Raw genomic sequence first — 17111 nt, 5'->3', positions numbered from 1 at the left:
GCGGCGGCTTCAGCGGCCATGGACGCAGTTTGGTTTGAATGGGCGGCGCTGATCCTGACGACCGCCCTAGGAGTGGTCGTTTCTGCTCACGCGCTGCTTTACAAGCGTGAAGCGCGTTCGGCGCTGCTGTGGCTGTTGGTCGTCTGGTTTTTGCCGGTCGTCGGCGCGCTCCTCTACCTGCTCATCGGGATCAACCGCCTTCAGCGGCGCGCGCAACGCCTGCGTCCCGCTGCGCCGTCTCTTCCCCGCGTCACCGACCAGGACCAAACCGATGCGCTCGCCGACGATGACCTTGGCGGCCTAGCGCGTTTAGTCCGACAAGTGACCGGCCAGCCGCTGCTGGCCGGTAATCGCATCGAACCGCTCCTCAACGGCGAGCAAGCCTACCCGGCGATGTTGGACGCCATCGCGCAGGCGGAACGGAGCATTGCGCTGGCGACCTACATTTTCGACCGCGAAGGGATCGGCGACCGGTTTGTGGAGGCGCTGCTGGCGGCGCAGCGACGCGGCGTGGCGGTGCGCATTCTCATTGACGATGTGTACGTGCGGCTGGTGCGCGGCTCGGCGTTCAAGTTTCTGAAGGCGGCAGGCCTACCGGTGGCGTCGTTCAACCCGCCCATCCTTCCAGCGCGGCTGCACGCCGCCAATCTCCGCAACCACCGCAAGTTGCTGATTGTTGACGGTCGCCTTGGGTTCACCGGCGGCATGAACATTCACCGACCGTACTGGCGGCCCGACCAACCGGCGGCGGCGTTCCGGGAGCTGCACTTTCGGGTGGAAGGTCCCGTCGTCCGGCACATGGTGGAGACGTTTACCGACGACTGGTACTTCACCGTCAACGAACGGCTCGACGCGGCGTTTTGGGGCGCACAGCCGCTGGAGCCGGTTGGAAACGCGCTGGCGCGGGGCATCGAAGCCGGGCCGGATGAAATGCTGGAACGCCTGCGGTGGGTCTTCCTAGGGGCGCTGAACGCGGCGCGGCGGCGTGTCGGCGTCTGGACGCCCTACTTTGTCCCGGATCAATCGTTGCTGGCGGCGCTTAGTGCGGCGGCGCTGCGCGGCGTCGAGGTGGACATCCTGACACCGGTGGAAAACAACCATCCGCTGGTGCAGTGGGCCGGGCGCGCGCACTACTGGCAGGTCTTAGAGCATGGGGCGCGCATTTGGGAGCGACCTGGCCCATTCGACCACAGCAAGCTAATGGTTGTAGATGGCCGCTGGGTTTGCCTCGGTTCGGCGAACTGGGACCCCCGCAGCTTGCGACTCAACTTTGAGTTTAACTTGGAGGTGTACGACGAGGCGCTGGCGCAGCGGATGGAGGCGCTATTTCAGGACGCGCGCCGGGAGGCGTCGCCGGTGACGGCGGAACAACTCCGAGCACGGCCGTTGCCGGTTCGCCTACGCGACGGGGCGGCGCGACTGTTGTCGCCAATGCTGTAGCGCCTCTATTGAGAGGTTGTTTCTTGACAAAAAATCTTTACTCAAGCTACAATTGCCGGATAAAAATTTGGCATACGAAAGTTTTATTTTTGACAATCTTAAGTTCGTCTGTGGGAGGTTTTGCGAATGGCCTTGTCCGTCTCTGGTTCTAAATCATCGCGCAAGCCCGCATCCGACCCTCAGCCTTTGACGCAGCGCCCATCGCCGACTTCCTCCCCCCGAACGCCGGTTGCGCGCGCGCGGGCCAAAGGTCACCCTTCCACGTCGTCTCGGTCTGCTACTTCCGCTGTTGAGCCGTCTACGCCGACACCCCCCGCGCTTGCTGGAGAGGCCGCCCCGGCCGACCTACCCACAACCACCGGCCGTTCAAGGTCACGTTCGAAAGCCACTTCCACTCAAACTTCGGTGCCGCCGACGGATAATACTGCCAACAAGCGGACGGCGCGCAAAGCCGTCGAGGCGGAGGTCAAAGCCAACCAAGAAGTTGCTTTGAAGGCGTTGGCGGGTAGTCAACCGGCGACAGCCGCCCGTAAGGCTGTACGTGCGGCGACTGATGAAAAGCATGCGACCAAAAAGTGCAAGACCGGCGCTTCTGACGCTTCGAGCGCCGTCCCTACGGAAACGAAGGACGCCAAACCAGCGACTTCAAACGCGACAAGCAAGCTAGGGGCAGTTGAAGCGCCCTCAACTGAAGCGCTGGACGCAGCACGCGGCGCAGCTAAGAAGAGCAAAAGCAAGCTAGCGGCGACTCCTGCTGCGCCCGCCACGACCATTTCCCCTGCCCTACGACGCAACCGGGAGCGGGAGGCTTTAAACCTCTACACAACGGCGATGGAATCCTTCAAGCAAACTGATTATGACCGGGCGCGTGACATCCTCCAGCTCTTGCTTAGCGATTTTGAACTGGAAAGCGAGATCGCCGCTCGCGCTCGCACCTTCCTAAAGATTTGCGAACAAAAACTTCATTCGCCTGCATTATAAAACTGACGCCGCCAAGTCCCCTGCGTAGGTAGATAGGCGGCTTTGTTTCCGCCATAGGGAACTTGGCGGGCGTCTTGTCTAAAATCTTTACGGCGCGTATGGCTTCCAGTTCGGCTTCTTCTGTACAACGTCCGACTTCATCACCAATTAGGTGTGTTGCGATTGGCGGCGGAACCGGCTTAGCGACCCTTTTGCGCGGCCTCAAGCGGCATGTTGTGGACGATGGGCCACGGTCGCCGGGGCAGTGTATCGAGAGTTTGACTGCCGTCGTCACGGTGACGGACGATGGTGGTAGTTCCGGTCGTCTCCGCGAGGAGTTTCAGATGCTCCCGCCGGGCGATATTCGCAACTGTCTAGTAGCGCTTTCGGAAGACGAACGTCTCTTCGCGCGGTTGTTCCAGTACCGCTTTCCGGGGCAAGGCGGGGTGCGCGGCCACAGCTTCGGCAATCTGTTTTTGGCGGCGTTGACTGGGATTACGGGCGACTTTGTCGAAGCTATCCGGCTTTGCAGCGAGGTCCTTGCCATCAAAGGCAAAATCCTTCCTGCAACGACGGCCGACGTCACCCTTGTCGCTGAACTTGATGACGGCTTTATCGTACGTGGTGAATCTAAAATCAGCGCTGCCGGTGGACGCATCCAGAGCATGACGCTTGACCCACCAGACTGCAAACCGCTTCCTGAAACGCTGACAGCAATTGCCGAAGCCAACTTGATTACACTCGGACCGGGCTCGCTCTTTACGAGCGTCATTCCAAACTTGCTCGTCAATGGTGTGACAGACGCCATTGCCGCTTCGGACGCGCTGAAGGTCTATGTGTGCAATCTCATGACGCAGCCCGGTGAAACAACCGACTTTTCAATCGCTGATCATGTCGCCACCCTCTTGGACGCGCTTGCGCCTGCAACGCTGGACGCCGTCATCATCAATCACGGGGCGATTTCCAAGGCGGCCCGGGCGCGTTACCGGCTCGAAGGTTCGCGTCCACTCACAGGCCGCTCGGCTATTCGCCGCTTGCGCGTTCCCCCGCCGACGGCGCGGATTGCTACGGACAAGTTTCTTGTTTTCGACCGCCATCGCATTCCGGTCGTTACAGCCGATCTGGTTGAAGAGACGGAAGTCGTCCGTCACGCGCCGGAGAAATTGGCGCGCGTGGTGTTGGATGTGTACGCGCGCCGCCTAGCGGCGACGCAGCGCAAGCCCGGTTTGCGATTGGTGGCGCGATGAGCCTGGCTTCGACAAGTACCGACCCCGTGGCGACCCTTCAGCCTCTCATGCGTCCTGCTCGGCGTCGTGTGTGGCGGCGCCGATTGGTTGTGGTTGCTGCTGGCTTGTTCCTACTGGTCGCGGCTGCGTTTATCTGGTTGCCTGAAATTGCTGAACGTGAAATGAACGGCGTCGTGGCGACGACGCGCAAGCCGCCATCGTCGCGCGCTAAAGCATTGCACGAACGGCTGTTGGTGGCTGATTTGCATGCCGATACGCTGCTCTGGAACCGCGACCTGCTGGCGCGGGGAACGCGCGGCCACGTTGACCTCCCCCGCTTGCAGGAAGGCAATGTCGCGCTTCAGGCGTTTACGATTGTGACCAAAGCGCCGCGCGGCATGAACAATGACCGCACCGACGGCAACCGGTTCAACCTTGTCGCTGCTCTGAGCTTCCTCCAGTTGTGGCCGCCGCGCACGTGGTACAGCCTCACCGAACGGGCGCTTTACCAGTGCCGGCGGCTTGAAGAAGCCGCTGCGCGCTCCGGCGGTCGGCTGGTAGTCATTCGCAGCCGGACTGACCTTGAACGGTTTCTGGCGCGGCGCGCGTCCGACCCAAAACTGGTCGGCGCGTTTCTCGGCGTGGAGGGCGCACATGCGCTGGATGGCGACTTGGCGAACCTTGACCGCCTATATGAAGCTGGCGTCCGCATGATGGCCCCGACGCACTTTTTCGACAACGAGATCGGCGGCTCTGCACACGGACTGGTCAAGGGCGGCCTTACTGCTATGGGACGCGAACTCATCCGCCGCATGGAGCAAAAAGGCATGCTCGTGGATTTGGCACATGCGTCGCCAGCAGTGATTGACGACGTACTGGCGATGGCGACGCGACCGGTTGTCATTTCGCACACCGGCGTACGCGGGACGTGCGGCGGCCTGCGCAACATTACAGACGATCAGTTGCGCGGCGTGGCGCGTACCGGCGGCGTTGTCGGCGTTGGGTACTTCTTCGCCGCCGTCTGCGGTCAGGACGCCCGTTCAATTGCGCGCGCCATCCGCTACGCCGCCGATGTCGCCGGCGTGGCGCACGTCGCGCTTGGCTCGGATTATGACGGCGCCGTCAGCGTGCCGTTTGACACGGCGCATCTGGCAGAAATCACCGACGCTCTGCTTGATGAAGGGTTTTCAGAAGATGAAATTGCCCTGATTATGGGCGGCAACGTCCGGCGGGTTTTGCTCGCAACGCTGCCGTAACGACTAGCGGGATGAACGCAAAAACGCAACTATGACGGAACGACGCCTTCGCATTCTCATTGCTAAGCCCGGTTTGGACGGCCACGATCGCGGCGCCAAGGTAATTGCGCGCGCGCTGCGGGACGCCGGGATGGAAGTGATTTACACCGGCCTGCGTCAGACGCCGGAGCAAATCGTGGCCGCCGCCGTCCAAGAGGACGTGGACGCCGTTGGCGTTTCCATTCTTTCCGGTGCGCATATGACCTTGTTCCCGCGTATTCTGGAGCTGATGCGCGAGCAAGGACTTGATGATGTTCCACTCTTCGGCGGCGGTATCATCCCTGACGAAGACATTCCAAAGCTCAAAGAACTTGGCGTGGACGAAATCTTCACGCCCGGCGCGACAATGGACTCAATCATTGACTACATTCGCCGGCGTGTTGGCGGCGAACGACAAGCGTCAGCGTCATAACCTTGGCGCGGAAAAAGGCGCGCTCTGTGCTCCGCCTCGGTTGCGCCGCTCACTAGGCGACTTCATAACGCGCTTATGACGCGCTGTAAACCCGATAGTCTAGCTCCGGGAAGATGGTGTCGCGGCTTTCCACTTCCGCCAACCAAGGCTCGTCAAGCTTGCCCGTTGTCACCATTTCGTAGAGTCGTGTAAAGCGGTGAATGTGATCGCGGAAGCGCTTTTCGGCGTACTGCACCATCGTCTTGTTTGTGATGATAAAGGCCCAGTCGCTGGATTGCGCCAGCAAGAGTTCACGGGCGGCCTGGTTGAGCGCGCGCCGCAGCAGACCGTCGGCTGCGGGAAACCGCTGCGCCAGCTCCACCATCCGACATTCAGCCTGATGCTGGTGACGATACATCCACTGCGTGTCGCGGTTGAGCCAGACGCGGTTGTACCCTTCCGCACCCCACGATGAGGCGGACGGGATTTGTGGCTGGTTGTGCGGAAACATCATCAGGTAGTCGCTTGGCGTCGCCAAAACAACCTCATCTTGATCGAAGTGAATCTTGCGGATGAGAAAGTCCAGGAACTGCGGTCCCTCGTACCACCAGTGGCCATAAAGCTCCGCGTCATAGGGCGAGACGACCAGCGGCGCGCGTCCGATCACGGTCCTCAGATGACGCATCTGCGCCTGCCGTGACGCCAGAAAGTGCCCGGCGTGTTCGGCGGCGGTTTCAGTCGCCCACGCCGGGATGTATGGCTGCTTGTGGTGTAGGGCTACCTTGCCCGTCACGCGAAAATACTTGACGCCGATGTTACGCCGTACGCCGTCCGCATGCAGATAGGGCTTGATGTACTCGTAGTCGGCTTCGTAGCCTAAATCCTTGTAAAACTCACGGTAGTTGGGATGGCCTGGATAGCCGACCACCGAGCTCCAGACCTGTTCACTGGTTTCGACATCGCGCGCGAAGGCGGCTACGCCCGACGGCGTCACCACTGGCGCAAAGATGCCGTGCGCCGGGCGCGGCGACCCGAACATGATGCTATGCGAATCCACGATGAAGTAACGCAGGCCGACCTCGGCCAACAGCGCGTCAACGCCCGGCTCATAAGCGCACTCCGCCAGCCAGATGCCCTTCGGACGCCGGCCGAAGTGTTTTTCGTAGTTCCGTACGGCGACCTGAATTTGCGCCCGCCGGGCGGCTTCATGCCGCATCAGCGGTAGCAGGCCATGAGTGGCGCAACAGGTGATGATTTCGAGAACGCCCGCTTCTTGCAAACGTCGAAACGCGCCTACCAAATCACGGCGGTACACGTTTTCATAAAGGTCGTACACCGCGTGGAAATGGTCGTAGTGCGCCTGCGCGGCTGGGGCGAACGGCGTGCCCTTTGTGCGGACAATCTCCTTTTCCGTCAGTTCGACTAGCTTCTCGACATGACGCACATACCGCGCACGCAGCAGGTCATCGGTGAGCATTTCACACAGCGGCGGCGTCAGCGTCATAGTCAATCGGACGCGAACTCCAGCTCGGTGCAGGTTTTCAAAGACGAACAACAGCGGAACGTACGTCTCGCTGATGGCTTCATAGAGCCAGTCTTCTTCGAGAAATTCCGGGTGTTCCGGATGGCGCACGAAAGGCAAGTGCGCATGGAGGATCAGGGAGAGGAATCCGGTGGTCATGGGCAGTCGTGCAGAGGCGGCTTTGGCGGAACTGCGCCGGGGCCGGCGGTCGCTGGGAAGCCAGTCGTGTAGGTAGCTCAAATGTGAATAGGACTGCCGAAAACGCCGTGGGCGGCTTCCATGACGGACTCGGAAAGCGTTGGGTGAGCGTGAATCGTCCGGACGAGTTCCTCAGTCGTTAGCTCGCCGCGCAGCGCCACGCAGGCTTCGGCGATGAGCTCCGTTGCACGCGGCCCGATGATGTGCACGCCAAGCAGTTCGTCGTATTTGGCGTCGCTGACGATCTTCACCATACCTTCCGTTTGACCGAGAATGCGCGCCTTGCCGCTTGCGGCGAAGGGGAACGACCCGACTTTGACTTCATAACCGCGCTCGCGCGCTTTGGCTTCGGTGAGGCCTACGCTGGCGACTTCCGGTTCGCAGTAGGTGCAGCTCGGAACGTGGTCGTAGTTGATGGGTTCAGTGGTATGGCCTGCCATGTGCTCAACGGCGACAATGCCTTCCGCCGAGGCGACGTGCGCCAACCACGGCGTGTTGATGACATCGCCAATGGCGTAAATGTTTGGCTCCGCTGTCTGAAGAAAACCGTTCACTTCAATGTAGCCGCCTTTGTCCGTCACCGCCCGTGTGTTTTCAAGGCCGATGCCAGCGCTGATGGGACGGCGACCGACGGCGACCAGTAGCTTCTCAGTCTGAAGCGTTGAGCGGTCGCCGTTGCCGTCCACGAGGGTCACTTCCACACCGTGGTCGTTCACGGTCGCGCTTTCACATTTCGTGTTGGTTTTGACGGTGATTTTTTGTGCCCGCAGCGCCCGTTCCAGTTCGGCGCTGATGGCGGCGTCTTCCATTGGGAGCACGTGCGGTAGCATTTCGACCAGCGTGGTTTCCACGCCGAACCGCGCCATGACGGAGGCGAACTCAACGCCGACGGCGCCTGCGCCGAGGATGACGATTGACGCCGGCAGTTCGGTCAGTTCTAGCGCATGGTCGCTGTTGATGATGCGTACGCCGTCGGTTGGAAACAGTGGAATGTCGCGCGGAACGGAACCTGTCGCCACGACAATGAACTTGGTTTGGAGAAACTCCTTCACGTCGCCGTTCGTGACGCTGACCGTGTGGGGATTTTCGATAAAGCCAAAGCCTTTGAACACTTTGACTTTGTTTTTGTTCATCAGGTATTCGACGCCCTTGGCCGATTTGAGGACGATCCTTTGCTTGTATTTCCTTACACCTTCGTAATCGAGCTTTACGTCGGAGACCACTACGCCATACTCGGCGGCGTGCTTAGCTTGTTCATAGACGGCGGCGCTTTCAAGCAGGGCCTTGGTTGGGATGCAGCCGCGCAGTAGGCACGTACCGCCCAGATACTTATCTTTTTCTACAATGGCCGTCTTGAGTCCAAGCTGGGCGGCGCGAATAGCAGCGACATACCCGCCGGGGCCGGCTCCGATAATCACGACATCAAATGCATGGTTGGGAGAAGTCACAATGAACGCCTCGTGTGACAGGGACGGACGCCAGGTGCGACCGCTGCACCAAGGCGTCCGTCCCTGAAGTGGACGCGCACCCGCTGGGGTAGGCGGCGCAGGCCGTCTTTATGACGCAAAATGAAAACGGATGCCAATCGGCATCCGTTTTCATTTTAGCGAAGTTGGCTGGGAGACAGGGACTCGAACCCCGATACTCTGGTCCAGAGCCAGATGTCCTACCATTGAACGATCTCCCACCACGGACTGACCGCAGTCAGCGCTGGTCATGTAGCGGAAACAGGCTTCCGAAGTCAACCCCCCAAGTTTCAGCCTCAAAGTAAGGGTGGTCTTGACAAAATAGTCGAATGTCGTCATATCCCGCCTCTCGCTTCCCACGGTTTTGCGGAAATACGCAACGGCGCGATTTCAGGTCTCCCTCATGCCCAAAACGGCGCTCATTACTGGCATCACTGGACAGGACGGCTCATATTTGACGGAGTTTCTCATTGCTAAGGGCTACAACGTGCATGGTGTCATCCGGCGCAGTAGTTCGTTTTCCACGGGACGCATTGACCATCTGTACCGTGACCCGCACGACCCGCAGCGCCAGCTGACGCTGCACTATGGCGATTTGGCCGACAGCACCAGTCTGCGGCGTATTTTGGAGGCTGTCCAACCGGATGAGGTCTATAACCTTGCGGCGCAGTCGCACGTCAAAGTTTCGTTTGAGCAAGCTGAGTACACGGGCGACGTGGTGGCGACGGGGACACTCCGGCTGCTGGAGTCGCTGCGTGACTACACGGCGCGGACAGGCAAGCAGGTCCGCTACTATCAAGCCGGTTCGTCGGAAATGTTTGGGGCGTCGCCGCCGCCGCAATGTGAAACAACGCCGTTTCATCCGCGGAGTCCGTATGCTGTGGCAAAGGTGGCGGCGCACTGGTACACGGTCAACTACCGCGAGGCCTACGGCCTGTTTGCTTGCAACGGTATCTTGTTCAACCACGAAAGCGAACGGCGGGGCGAAACCTTTGTGACGCGCAAGATTACGCGCGCTGTGGGGCGCATCAAACACGGTCTTCAAAGCAAGCTTTACTTGGGTAATCTTGACGCACGGCGCGACTGGGGCTTCGCTGGGGACTACGTTGAGGCCATGTGGCTGATGCTTCAGCAGGACGCGCCGGACGACTATGTGATTGCGACAGGGGAAGCGCATTCCGTACGGGAGTTTCTTGAAGCGGCGTTTACCTATGTTGGGCTTGACTGGCGGGATTACGTCGAAATAGACCCGCGCTACTTTCGTCCGGCGGAGGTTGATCATCTGCTAGGCGACGCTAGCAAGGCGCGAGAGCGGTTGGGCTGGCGGCCGCGTGTTTCGTTTTCGGCACTGGTCGCGCGGATGGTTGACCACGACCTTGAGCTGGCGCGACGTGAAGCCCTTGTCCGCGCTGCGAGGTAGGAAAGGAAGTTGATGGAGAAGGACGCGAAAATCTACGTCGCTGGCCATCGTGGTTTGGTTGGATCGGCACTGGTTCGCAGGCTTCAGGCGGAAGGGTTTACCAACCTCGTACTTCGAACCCGCGCTGAGCTGGACCTGACGCGGCAGGCTGACGTAGAGGCTTTTTTCGCCGCCGAGCGTCCAGCATACGTCTTTCTGGCGGCGGCGAAGGTCGGCGGTATTCTGGCTAATGACACCTATGGCGGCGATTTCATTCGGGAAAACCTGCTCATTCAGACTCACGTGATTGAAGCTGCGCGGCGGTGGGGCGTGCAAAAGCTTCTGTTTCTTGGCTCATCCTGCATTTACCCCAAGTTTGCTCCCCAGCCGATGTCTGAGGACTGCTTGCTGACCGGGGTGCTTGAGCCAACTAACGAGCCGTATGCCGTCGCTAAAATCGCCGGACTGACGATGGTCAAAGCTTACCGAAAGCAGTATGGTTTCAATGCTATCTCTTTGATGCCGACGAATTTATATGGCCCCGGCGACAACTTTGATTTGGCGTCGTCCCACGTTCTAGCGGCGCTGCTGCGGAAGTTTCACGAAGCCAAGATGACGAATGCTCCGACCGTAACTGTGTGGGGAACAGGCACGCCGCGTCGCGAGTTCCTGCACGTGGACGATTTGGCCGACGCAGCGCTATTTCTGATGCGGTCGTATGAAAGCGGTGAACTCATCAACGTCGGCGTTGGCGAAGACATTGCTATCAACGAACTGGCGGCTCTGATTCGGGAGGTCGTCGGCTACACGGGCGATATCGTTTACGACACCTCAAAACCTGACGGGACGCCGCGCAAGCTGTTAGATGTTTCGCGCCTCCACGCGCTCGGCTGGCGAGCGCGGATTCCGCTTCGTGAAGGCATTACGGCAACTTACGCTTGGTATTGCGCCAACTATGGCAACTGATCCCCCTTTCGGAGTGCAAGCCTCTGCCGCACGCAGGGAGTTTGCAGCCGAGAGAGACGTTCCAGCGTTTCAGGCACAGCTGACAGCGGTCTTGACAGCACATGGCATCGCACTGGATGACACCCAAGTTGCGGCGCTGGTGACGCACTACCGCCTCCTAGGTGAAGCCAATACGCGCCTCAACCTCACGCGGCTAATGACGCCTGAAGATGCTGTACGTTGGCACTACCTTGACATTTTGGCGGCGCTGCCATGTTTCACGGGAAACATGCCTAACTGCTGGGTGGATGTCGGCTCAGGTGGGGGGTTTCCGGGGTTGGTTCTCGCTGTCGCGCGGCCGGACTGGCGCTTGATGCTGGCGGAGCGTCGCGCCAAGAAAGCAGCGTTTCTCAGAGCGTGCGTTGCTGAGTTGGGACTTAGCCCAAGGGTGCTGGTATACGCGGGTGAGTTTGAGCCGGGAACGGCGAGGCGGGCGTTGGTAAGCTACGGTGTGGACGTTTCACGTGAAACGTGCGGTATTGTTGCGCGCGCCGTCGAAGACGGCCGACGTCGCCTGCCACAGCTTCTGAAGCTGCCGATACTGGTACGCGCCGTGTTCTGGCTCGGCGCAGCGGACGCGACCGCACTAGTGGAGTGTCCGCCGCAGGGCTGGATGGTGGAGCACCTCCTTCCGTTGCCGACCGGCGACCGGCGAACGGCGCTGGCGTTAACGCGGCGCGCAGACTAAACCTTTTACGCCGCTACGAAGCGTACGCTACAATGCCGCCCCGACGAGACACGGCGGCTGCGGGCCGGGATCGCCGTCAACACGTCTCACGTGTCACATTTCAGTGCGAGCAAGGGGAGACGGCATGGGAAAAATCATTGCCGTTGCCAACCAGAAGGGCGGCGTCGGTAAGACGACCACTGCTATCAATCTGGCAGCGAGCTTAGCTGTCAACGACCGGCGGACGCTGCTAGTGGACGCCGACCCGCAGGCCAACGCCAGCAGTGGGGTAGGCATCCGACGCGGGACACTGCGGCGCACGCTCTACCACGTCCTCATCCTAGATGAGCCATTAGCCAACGTCGTGCAGGCGACGGAACTGCCAGCGCTCTACGTCGCCCCAGCTGACCGAAACCTGGCAGGAGCAGAAGTTGAACTTGTCGGAGTGGACGAACGCGAGTTTGTGTTGCGCCGTGCACTTGAAGGTTGCCGGGCGCAGTACGACTATATCATCATTGACTGCCCACCAAGTCTGGGTCTGCTGACTATCAACGCCCTAAGCGCCGCTGATTCCGTACTGGTGCCTATCCAATGTGAGTACTTTGCGCTGGAAGGCGTGTCGGAACTACTCGACACGTTGGCGCGCATCCGCCGGAGCTTCAATCCAACGCTCGCCGTCGAGGGCTTTTTGCTGACGATGTTTGATGAACGCACCAACCTGTCCAACCAGGTCATGGCGGATTTGCGGGATTTCTACGGCAAGCAGGTGTTCGAGACGGTCATTACTCGCAACGTCCGGCTTGCCGAAGCGCCCAGCCACGGCAAGCCCATCATTCTCTACGACATCAAATCACGAGGGGCAAACGCCTACCTGCAACTCGCCAAGGAGGTTATTTCGCATGACAACCAAAAGGGCGCTTGGGCGCGGACTGAGCGCGCTGCTTCCTGAGCGCACACCCCAGACCGGCGAAGAACTCCTTGAACTTGACATCGAGCGTATCATCCCGAACGTTGGCCAACCCCGCGCAACGTTTCACGAAGGACGATTGGAGGAGCTAGCACAATCCATTCGCGAAAACGGCTTGCTTCAACCGATCGTTGTCCGCCGCTACGGGGAGGGTTTCCAGATCATCGCCGGGGAGCGCCGCTGGCGCGCGGCACAACGCGCTGGACTCCACCGTATTCCAGCTGTTGTGCGTGATGTTCCCGACGACCGAATTCTGGAACTCTCTCTGATTGAGAACATCCAGCGTGAAGATTTGACACCCATCGAAGAAGCGCAGGCGTACCGCCGCCTAATGGATGAGCTGGGGCTAACGCAGGAGATGGTCGCCGCTCGGCTAGGCAAGGATCGCGCAACTATCGCCAACGCTATTCGGCTGCTCCGGCTGCCGCCTGACATTCAAAAACTCATCGAAGAACGTCAGCTGACGCCAGGACATGCTCGTGCGTTGCTGGCACTAGACAGCGAAACTCTCCAGCGGCGTGTCGTGGAAAGTATCATTGAGCGCGGACTATCCGTGCGCGAAACCGAACGACTGGTCAAGCGCATTCTGCGCGGTGAGCCGGCCATCGTCGGCGGCGCCCATCCCACCGACCCAAATGTGAAGTTTGCTGAGTCCAAACTCTCCAAACTGCTTGGCACGAGGGTGCGGATTGTCGGTCGTGGGCGCGGCGGCTACATTGAAATCGAGTACTACAGCGCCGAAGACCTTGACCGGCTCTACAGCCGTTTGATGCGGCTAGGGGACGGACAGGGTGTGTAGTGCCGGGAGCGGCGAACTTGCCGCCGTTTCACGTGAAACGCCGCCGTACCCTGGAAACCAACGCAACAGACCATTCCAGCGCCATAGGCAACGGCTCGCTCAGGGAGTGCAAAGCCGCTACAATCGGTAGCTTTGATATTGCAAAGCTTTACGTCTGGGAGACTGTCGGCGCATGGCTTCTGCACCCGAATCCACGACTGAACTTGTCATTACCCCTGAACTGCTTGAGCTTCACCGCCTAACGCCTGAAGAGTACGCCAGAGTATGCGAACTGCTGGGGCGGACGCCGACGCTAGTCGAGCTGGGAATTTTCTCGGTCATGTGGTCGGAGCACTGCTCGTACAAGTCGTCGCGGGTGTATCTGAAGACGCTGCCGACGACCGGCGCGCGTGTTGTACAGGGTCCGGGCGAGAATGCCGGGATTCTCGACATAGGCGACGGCTGGTGCATCGCCTTCAAGATTGAATCGCACAATCACCCATCATTCATTGAGCCGTTTCAGGGTGCAGCAACCGGCGTCGGCGGCATTCTGCGCGATGTCTTCACGATGGGCGCGCGTCCCGTCGCCATCTTGAACTCGCTGCGTTTCGGCTTGCCTGACGATCCACGGCATGGCGCGCGCAATCGGGCGCTGCTGGACGGCGTCGTACGCGGCATCGCCCACTACGGCAACGCCTTCGGCTGTCCGACCATCGGCGGTGAGGTCTATTTCGAGGACTGTTACACCTTCAATCCGCTCGTCAATGCGTTCGCGCTCGGTCTTGTGCGGCGCGATCAGATCTTCTTAGGCAAGGCGACAGGCATTGGGAATCCGGTGATGTACGTCGGCGCGAAGACCGGACGCGACGGCATCCACGGCGCGACCATGGCCTCGGCTGAGTTTGACGATGACGCCCTTGCCAAACGCCCCACCGTACAGGTCGGCGACCCATTCTGTGAAAAGCTCCTCCTGGAAGCTTGTTTAGAAGCGATGCGCGCAGGCTGCATTGTCGGCATTCAGGACATGGGCGCAGCCGGGCTTACGTCGTCCAGTTGCGAGATGGGCGCGCGGGCCGGGACGGGCATTGACCTTGAGCTTTCGCTGGTACCGCAACGTGAAACCGGCATGACGCCCTACGAGATTATGCTCTCTGAATCGCAGGAGCGCATGCTGCTGGTCGCCGACAGCGGCCGCGAGCGCGAAGTGCAGGAAATTTTCGCCAAGTGGGGACTTTCCGCCGTCGTCGTCGGACGAGTGACGGACACGCGCCGGCTGCGCGTCCACCACCATGGCCGACTGGTCGCCGACATCCCGAACGCTCATCTCACGGATAACGCGCCGCGTTACGAGCGCCCGGCTGCTCCGCCGGACGACTGGATCGCCGACGCAGCGGCACGGCGGGAAGCGCGTGAAGCGGCGTTGGCGGAGATCTTTCCAGTCGCTGCGCGGCAGTTGTCGGCCGCACAGATTCGGGATGACCTGCGGCGATTGCTCACGTCGCCCAACCTCGCGTCGCGGCAGTGGATTTATCGCCAGTATGACCACATGGTACGCACCAACACGATTGTCCTCCCAGGCGCGGATGCGGCCGTTATTCGCATCAAGGAAACGCGCAAAGCGGTCGCTATGACGCTCGACGGCAACGGACGCTACGTGTTCCTCGAACCCCGCTTAGGCGCGGCGCTTGCCGTCGCCGAAGCCTGTCGAAACTTGGTCGCCGTCGGAGCAGAGCCGATTGGGCTGACCAACTGCCTAAACTTTGCTTCGCCGGAGCGCCCGGAAGTCATGTGGCAACTGCGCGAAACCATCGCCGGGATGGGCGACGCCGCCCGCGCTTTTGAAACACCCATCGTAAGCGGCAATGTCAGCCTCTACAACGAAACCGAAGGGCGCGGCATTTTCCCAACGCCTGTCATTGGCGCGGTTGGCCTTGTTGAGGACGTTCGGACGGTCATCGCGCCGCGTACGCTGCCGGAAGGCGAGGTGGTATATCTCTTGGGCGCGACCGGCGAGGATTTGGGCGGGACGGAGTACGTACGCCGGAGGTTCGGCGTCGTCGCCGGGCCGCTTCCGACGCTTGATCTCGAAGCCGAACGGCGGTTGCAGCGGTGCGTCTTGGAAGGCGCGCGTCGCCGGTTGTGGACGGCGGCGCACGACTGCGCCGACGGCGGATTGCTTGTGGCGTTGGCGGAGATGTGTTTTTCGGCGCATGGCAAGGCGGCTTCGGGGATGACGGTGAGCTTGCTGAGTTCCGACACCGAACGTTCGCGCGCAGGCGTACTGTTTGGCGAGACGCCGGGACGGATGCTCGTAGCGGTTGCGCCGCGTTATGCGGCTGAAGTGGAGTCACTGTGCGATGACCACGGTGTGCCATGTCAAACGTTGGGCGTCGTCCGCGGGGAGCGGCTGACGGTGACGCTCGATGGTGAGACTGTCCTTGACGAACTCATCGCCGAACTGGAACACCTCTGGCGAACGGCGCTTTGCTTGTGAAAACAGCCTCGACGGATGTGGGCCACACCATCAGTTGATTGGTGTGTCTTGGTGGTTACAGGGAGCATGAGACGCCTTGCTGCTTCAGAAAACAACCTTGCGCAGTGCGCCTGCGCTGGCTTAACTAAAGCCCCGCTGTTTATTGCACGGTCAACATCGCGCCACAGACCAAGTTAGCACTGGGTCGCTTTGTACACACTCGCTTTTTGTGAGGCAGATTGGAGTCGCTCCGCAAATTTGACCTGCATACCCACATTCTGCCGCCGCGCTGGGAGAACCTGTGCGACAAGTATGGCTATCCCGGCTTTCCCCGGCTGGAGTATGTCAACGCCACCTGCGCCCGCATCATGATTGACGACCGCCTCTTCCGCGAGGTGCAGGAAAACTGCTGGCATCCTGAAGCCCGCATCCGCGACTGTCACATGCACGGCGTGACCATGCAGGCGCTGTCCACTGTGCCGGTGATGTTCAGCTACTGGGCCAAGCCACAGGACACCTACGACTTGGCACGCTTCCTCAATGACCACATTGCGGAAGTCGTCGCTCGCCATCCAACGTACTTCGTTGGACTAGGGACGCTGCCGATGCAGTCGCCGGAGCTGGCCGCCCGCGAACTAGAACGCTGCATCAATGATCTCGGACTTGTCGGAGCTGAGATTGGAACGCACGTCAACGAGTGGAATCTGGACGCCGCCGAACTGTTTCCCTTCTTCCAACGCGCCGCCGAGTTGGGTGCAGCGCTGTTTGTTCATCCATGGGAAATGGTTGGACAGGAACGTATGCCGAAGTACTTCCTACCGTGGCTGGTCGGGATGCCGGCCGAAACGTCGCTGGCGATTTGCTCTATGATTTTCGGCGGCGTCTTCGAGCGGCTGCCCCGCCTGCGCTGCTGCTTTGCCCACGGCGGCGGCGCGTTCCCTTTCACGCTGGGACGCATCACAAAAGGCTGGGCGGCGCGGCCCGACCTGTGCCAAATCAACATCAGCCAGCCGCCGCGCACCTACCTGCCGCAAATCTATGTGGACTCACTGGTTCATGACGCCGACGCTCTGCGCTATGTCGTCAAAGTGTTCGGCGTCCGGCGCGTCGTCCTTGGCAGTGACTATCCCTTTCCACTCGGCGAAGATGAACCGGGAAAGCTCATCTGTTCAATTAAAGAATTTTCCGCTGAAGACCGCGCGCGCCTGCTGTGGCAAAACGCCGTCGAGTTTCTCGGTCTCGCCGACCATGAGCCGCTCCAAGGCTGGGAAACTGAAACAGCGCAAGCCGCCGAGCGACACAACGACAGCGAAGCGCAGTGACA

At 60.4% G+C, this 17111-nt stretch carries 14 protein-coding genes and 1 tRNA gene; 12 read left to right on the top strand and 3 right to left on the bottom strand.

Annotated features, from left to right (window positions below):
- Positions 1-18 precede the first annotated feature (18 nt).
- The 5 genes from cls (at position 19) to NZ585_12420 (ending at position 5333) form a co-directional block, all read left to right on the top strand.
- Positions 19-1440, top strand: coding sequence for a cardiolipin synthase (cls, locus tag NZ585_12440; GenBank protein ID MCS7080839.1), 1422 nt, complete (start codon positions 19-21; stop codon positions 1438-1440).
- Between the two features lie 405 nt (positions 1441-1845).
- A complete protein-coding gene (locus tag NZ585_12435; protein ID MCS7080838.1) occupies positions 1846-2421 on the top strand; it encodes a hypothetical protein in 576 nt (191 codons plus the stop codon).
- A 98-nt stretch (positions 2422-2519) separates the two neighbouring features.
- On the top strand, positions 2520-3647 hold the full coding sequence (locus NZ585_12430) for a YvcK family protein (protein ID MCS7080837.1): 1128 nt from the start codon (positions 2520-2522) through the stop codon (positions 3645-3647).
- Positions 3648-3736: 89 nt separating this feature from the next.
- Complete coding sequence (locus tag NZ585_12425) at positions 3737-4882, top strand: dipeptidase (protein MCS7080836.1); 1146 nt, start codon at positions 3737-3739, stop codon at positions 4880-4882.
- A gap of 31 nt (positions 4883-4913) precedes the next feature.
- The gene (locus tag NZ585_12420; protein ID MCS7080835.1) at positions 4914-5333 is read left to right on the top strand and encodes a cobalamin B12-binding domain-containing protein; all 420 of its coding nucleotides are present in this window, start codon (positions 4914-4916) and stop codon (positions 5331-5333) included.
- A gap of 73 nt (positions 5334-5406) precedes the next feature.
- Here NZ585_12420 and NZ585_12415 read toward each other — a convergent pair whose 3' ends face one another.
- The 3 genes from NZ585_12415 to NZ585_12405 all read right to left on the bottom strand — a co-directional run bounded on the left by NZ585_12415 (position 5407) and on the right by NZ585_12405 (position 8719).
- On the bottom strand, positions 5407-6993 hold the full coding sequence (locus tag NZ585_12415) for a DUF1957 domain-containing protein (protein ID MCS7080834.1): 1587 nt from the start codon (positions 6991-6993) through the stop codon (positions 5407-5409).
- Between the two features lie 77 nt (positions 6994-7070).
- Positions 7071-8480: a dihydrolipoyl dehydrogenase gene (lpdA, locus tag NZ585_12410; GenBank protein ID MCS7080833.1), complete on the bottom strand. Its 1410-nt coding sequence runs from the start codon at positions 8478-8480 to the stop codon at positions 7071-7073.
- Positions 8481-8645: 165 nt separating this feature from the next.
- Positions 8646-8719, bottom strand: a tRNA-Gln gene (locus NZ585_12405).
- 182 nt (positions 8720-8901) lie between these two features.
- Between NZ585_12405 and gmd the strand changes: the two genes are divergently transcribed.
- The 7 genes from gmd to NZ585_12370 all read left to right on the top strand — a co-directional run bounded on the left by gmd (position 8902) and on the right by NZ585_12370 (position 17109).
- The gene (gmd, locus tag NZ585_12400; GenBank protein MCS7080832.1) at positions 8902-9918 is read left to right on the top strand and encodes a GDP-mannose 4,6-dehydratase; all 1017 of its coding nucleotides are present in this window, start codon (positions 8902-8904) and stop codon (positions 9916-9918) included.
- A 12-nt stretch (positions 9919-9930) separates the two neighbouring features.
- Entirely contained in the window at positions 9931-10863 is a 933-nt protein-coding gene (locus NZ585_12395; protein ID MCS7080831.1) for a GDP-L-fucose synthase, read from the top strand.
- 91 nt (positions 10864-10954) lie between these two features.
- The gene (locus NZ585_12390; protein MCS7080830.1) at positions 10955-11590 is read left to right on the top strand and encodes a class I SAM-dependent methyltransferase; all 636 of its coding nucleotides are present in this window, start codon (positions 10955-10957) and stop codon (positions 11588-11590) included.
- Between the two features lie 124 nt (positions 11591-11714).
- Positions 11715-12518: an AAA family ATPase gene (locus NZ585_12385; GenBank protein MCS7080829.1), complete on the top strand. Its 804-nt coding sequence runs from the start codon at positions 11715-11717 to the stop codon at positions 12516-12518.
- On the top strand, positions 12469-13335 hold the full coding sequence (locus NZ585_12380) for a ParB/RepB/Spo0J family partition protein (GenBank protein ID MCS7080828.1): 867 nt from the start codon (positions 12469-12471) through the stop codon (positions 13333-13335). The genes NZ585_12385 and NZ585_12380 overlap by 50 nt, the downstream gene beginning before the upstream one ends.
- Before the next feature lie 172 nt (positions 13336-13507).
- The gene (gene purL, locus NZ585_12375) at positions 13508-15808 is read left to right on the top strand and encodes a phosphoribosylformylglycinamidine synthase subunit PurL (GenBank protein MCS7080827.1); all 2301 of its coding nucleotides are present in this window, start codon (positions 13508-13510) and stop codon (positions 15806-15808) included.
- Between the two features lie 218 nt (positions 15809-16026).
- The gene (locus NZ585_12370) at positions 16027-17109 is read left to right on the top strand and encodes an amidohydrolase (GenBank protein MCS7080826.1); all 1083 of its coding nucleotides are present in this window, start codon (positions 16027-16029) and stop codon (positions 17107-17109) included.
- Positions 17110-17111 lie beyond the last annotated feature (2 nt).

Source organism: Chloracidobacterium sp. (assembly GCA_025057975.1).
Taxonomy (GTDB): Bacteria; Acidobacteriota; Blastocatellia; order Chloracidobacteriales; family Chloracidobacteriaceae; genus Chloracidobacterium.
This window is presented reverse-complemented; position numbering and strand designations above follow the sequence as displayed.

Excerpts from the sequence above, each read along its gene's own strand:
- cls (MCS7080839.1), top strand. The coding sequence starts at position 19 with ATGGACGCAGTTTGGTTTGAATGGGCGGCGCTGATCCTGACGACCGCC.
- NZ585_12430 (MCS7080837.1), top strand. The coding sequence starts at position 2,520 with ATGGCTTCCAGTTCGGCTTCTTCTGTACAACGTCCGACTTCATCACCA.
- NZ585_12420 (MCS7080835.1), top strand. The coding sequence starts at position 4,914 with ATGACGGAACGACGCCTTCGCATTCTCATTGCTAAGCCCGGTTTGGAC.
- NZ585_12415 (MCS7080834.1), bottom strand. The coding sequence starts at position 6,993 with ATGACCACCGGATTCCTCTCCCTGATCCTCCATGCGCACTTGCCTTTC.
- gmd (MCS7080832.1), top strand. The coding sequence starts at position 8,902 with ATGCCCAAAACGGCGCTCATTACTGGCATCACTGGACAGGACGGCTCA.
- purL (MCS7080827.1), top strand. The coding sequence starts at position 13,508 with ATGGCTTCTGCACCCGAATCCACGACTGAACTTGTCATTACCCCTGAA.
- NZ585_12395 (MCS7080831.1), top strand. The coding sequence starts at position 9,931 with ATGGAGAAGGACGCGAAAATCTACGTCGCTGGCCATCGTGGTTTGGTT.
- NZ585_12385 (MCS7080829.1), top strand. The coding sequence starts at position 11,715 with ATGGGAAAAATCATTGCCGTTGCCAACCAGAAGGGCGGCGTCGGTAAG.
- NZ585_12380 (MCS7080828.1), top strand. The coding sequence starts at position 12,469 with ATGACAACCAAAAGGGCGCTTGGGCGCGGACTGAGCGCGCTGCTTCCT.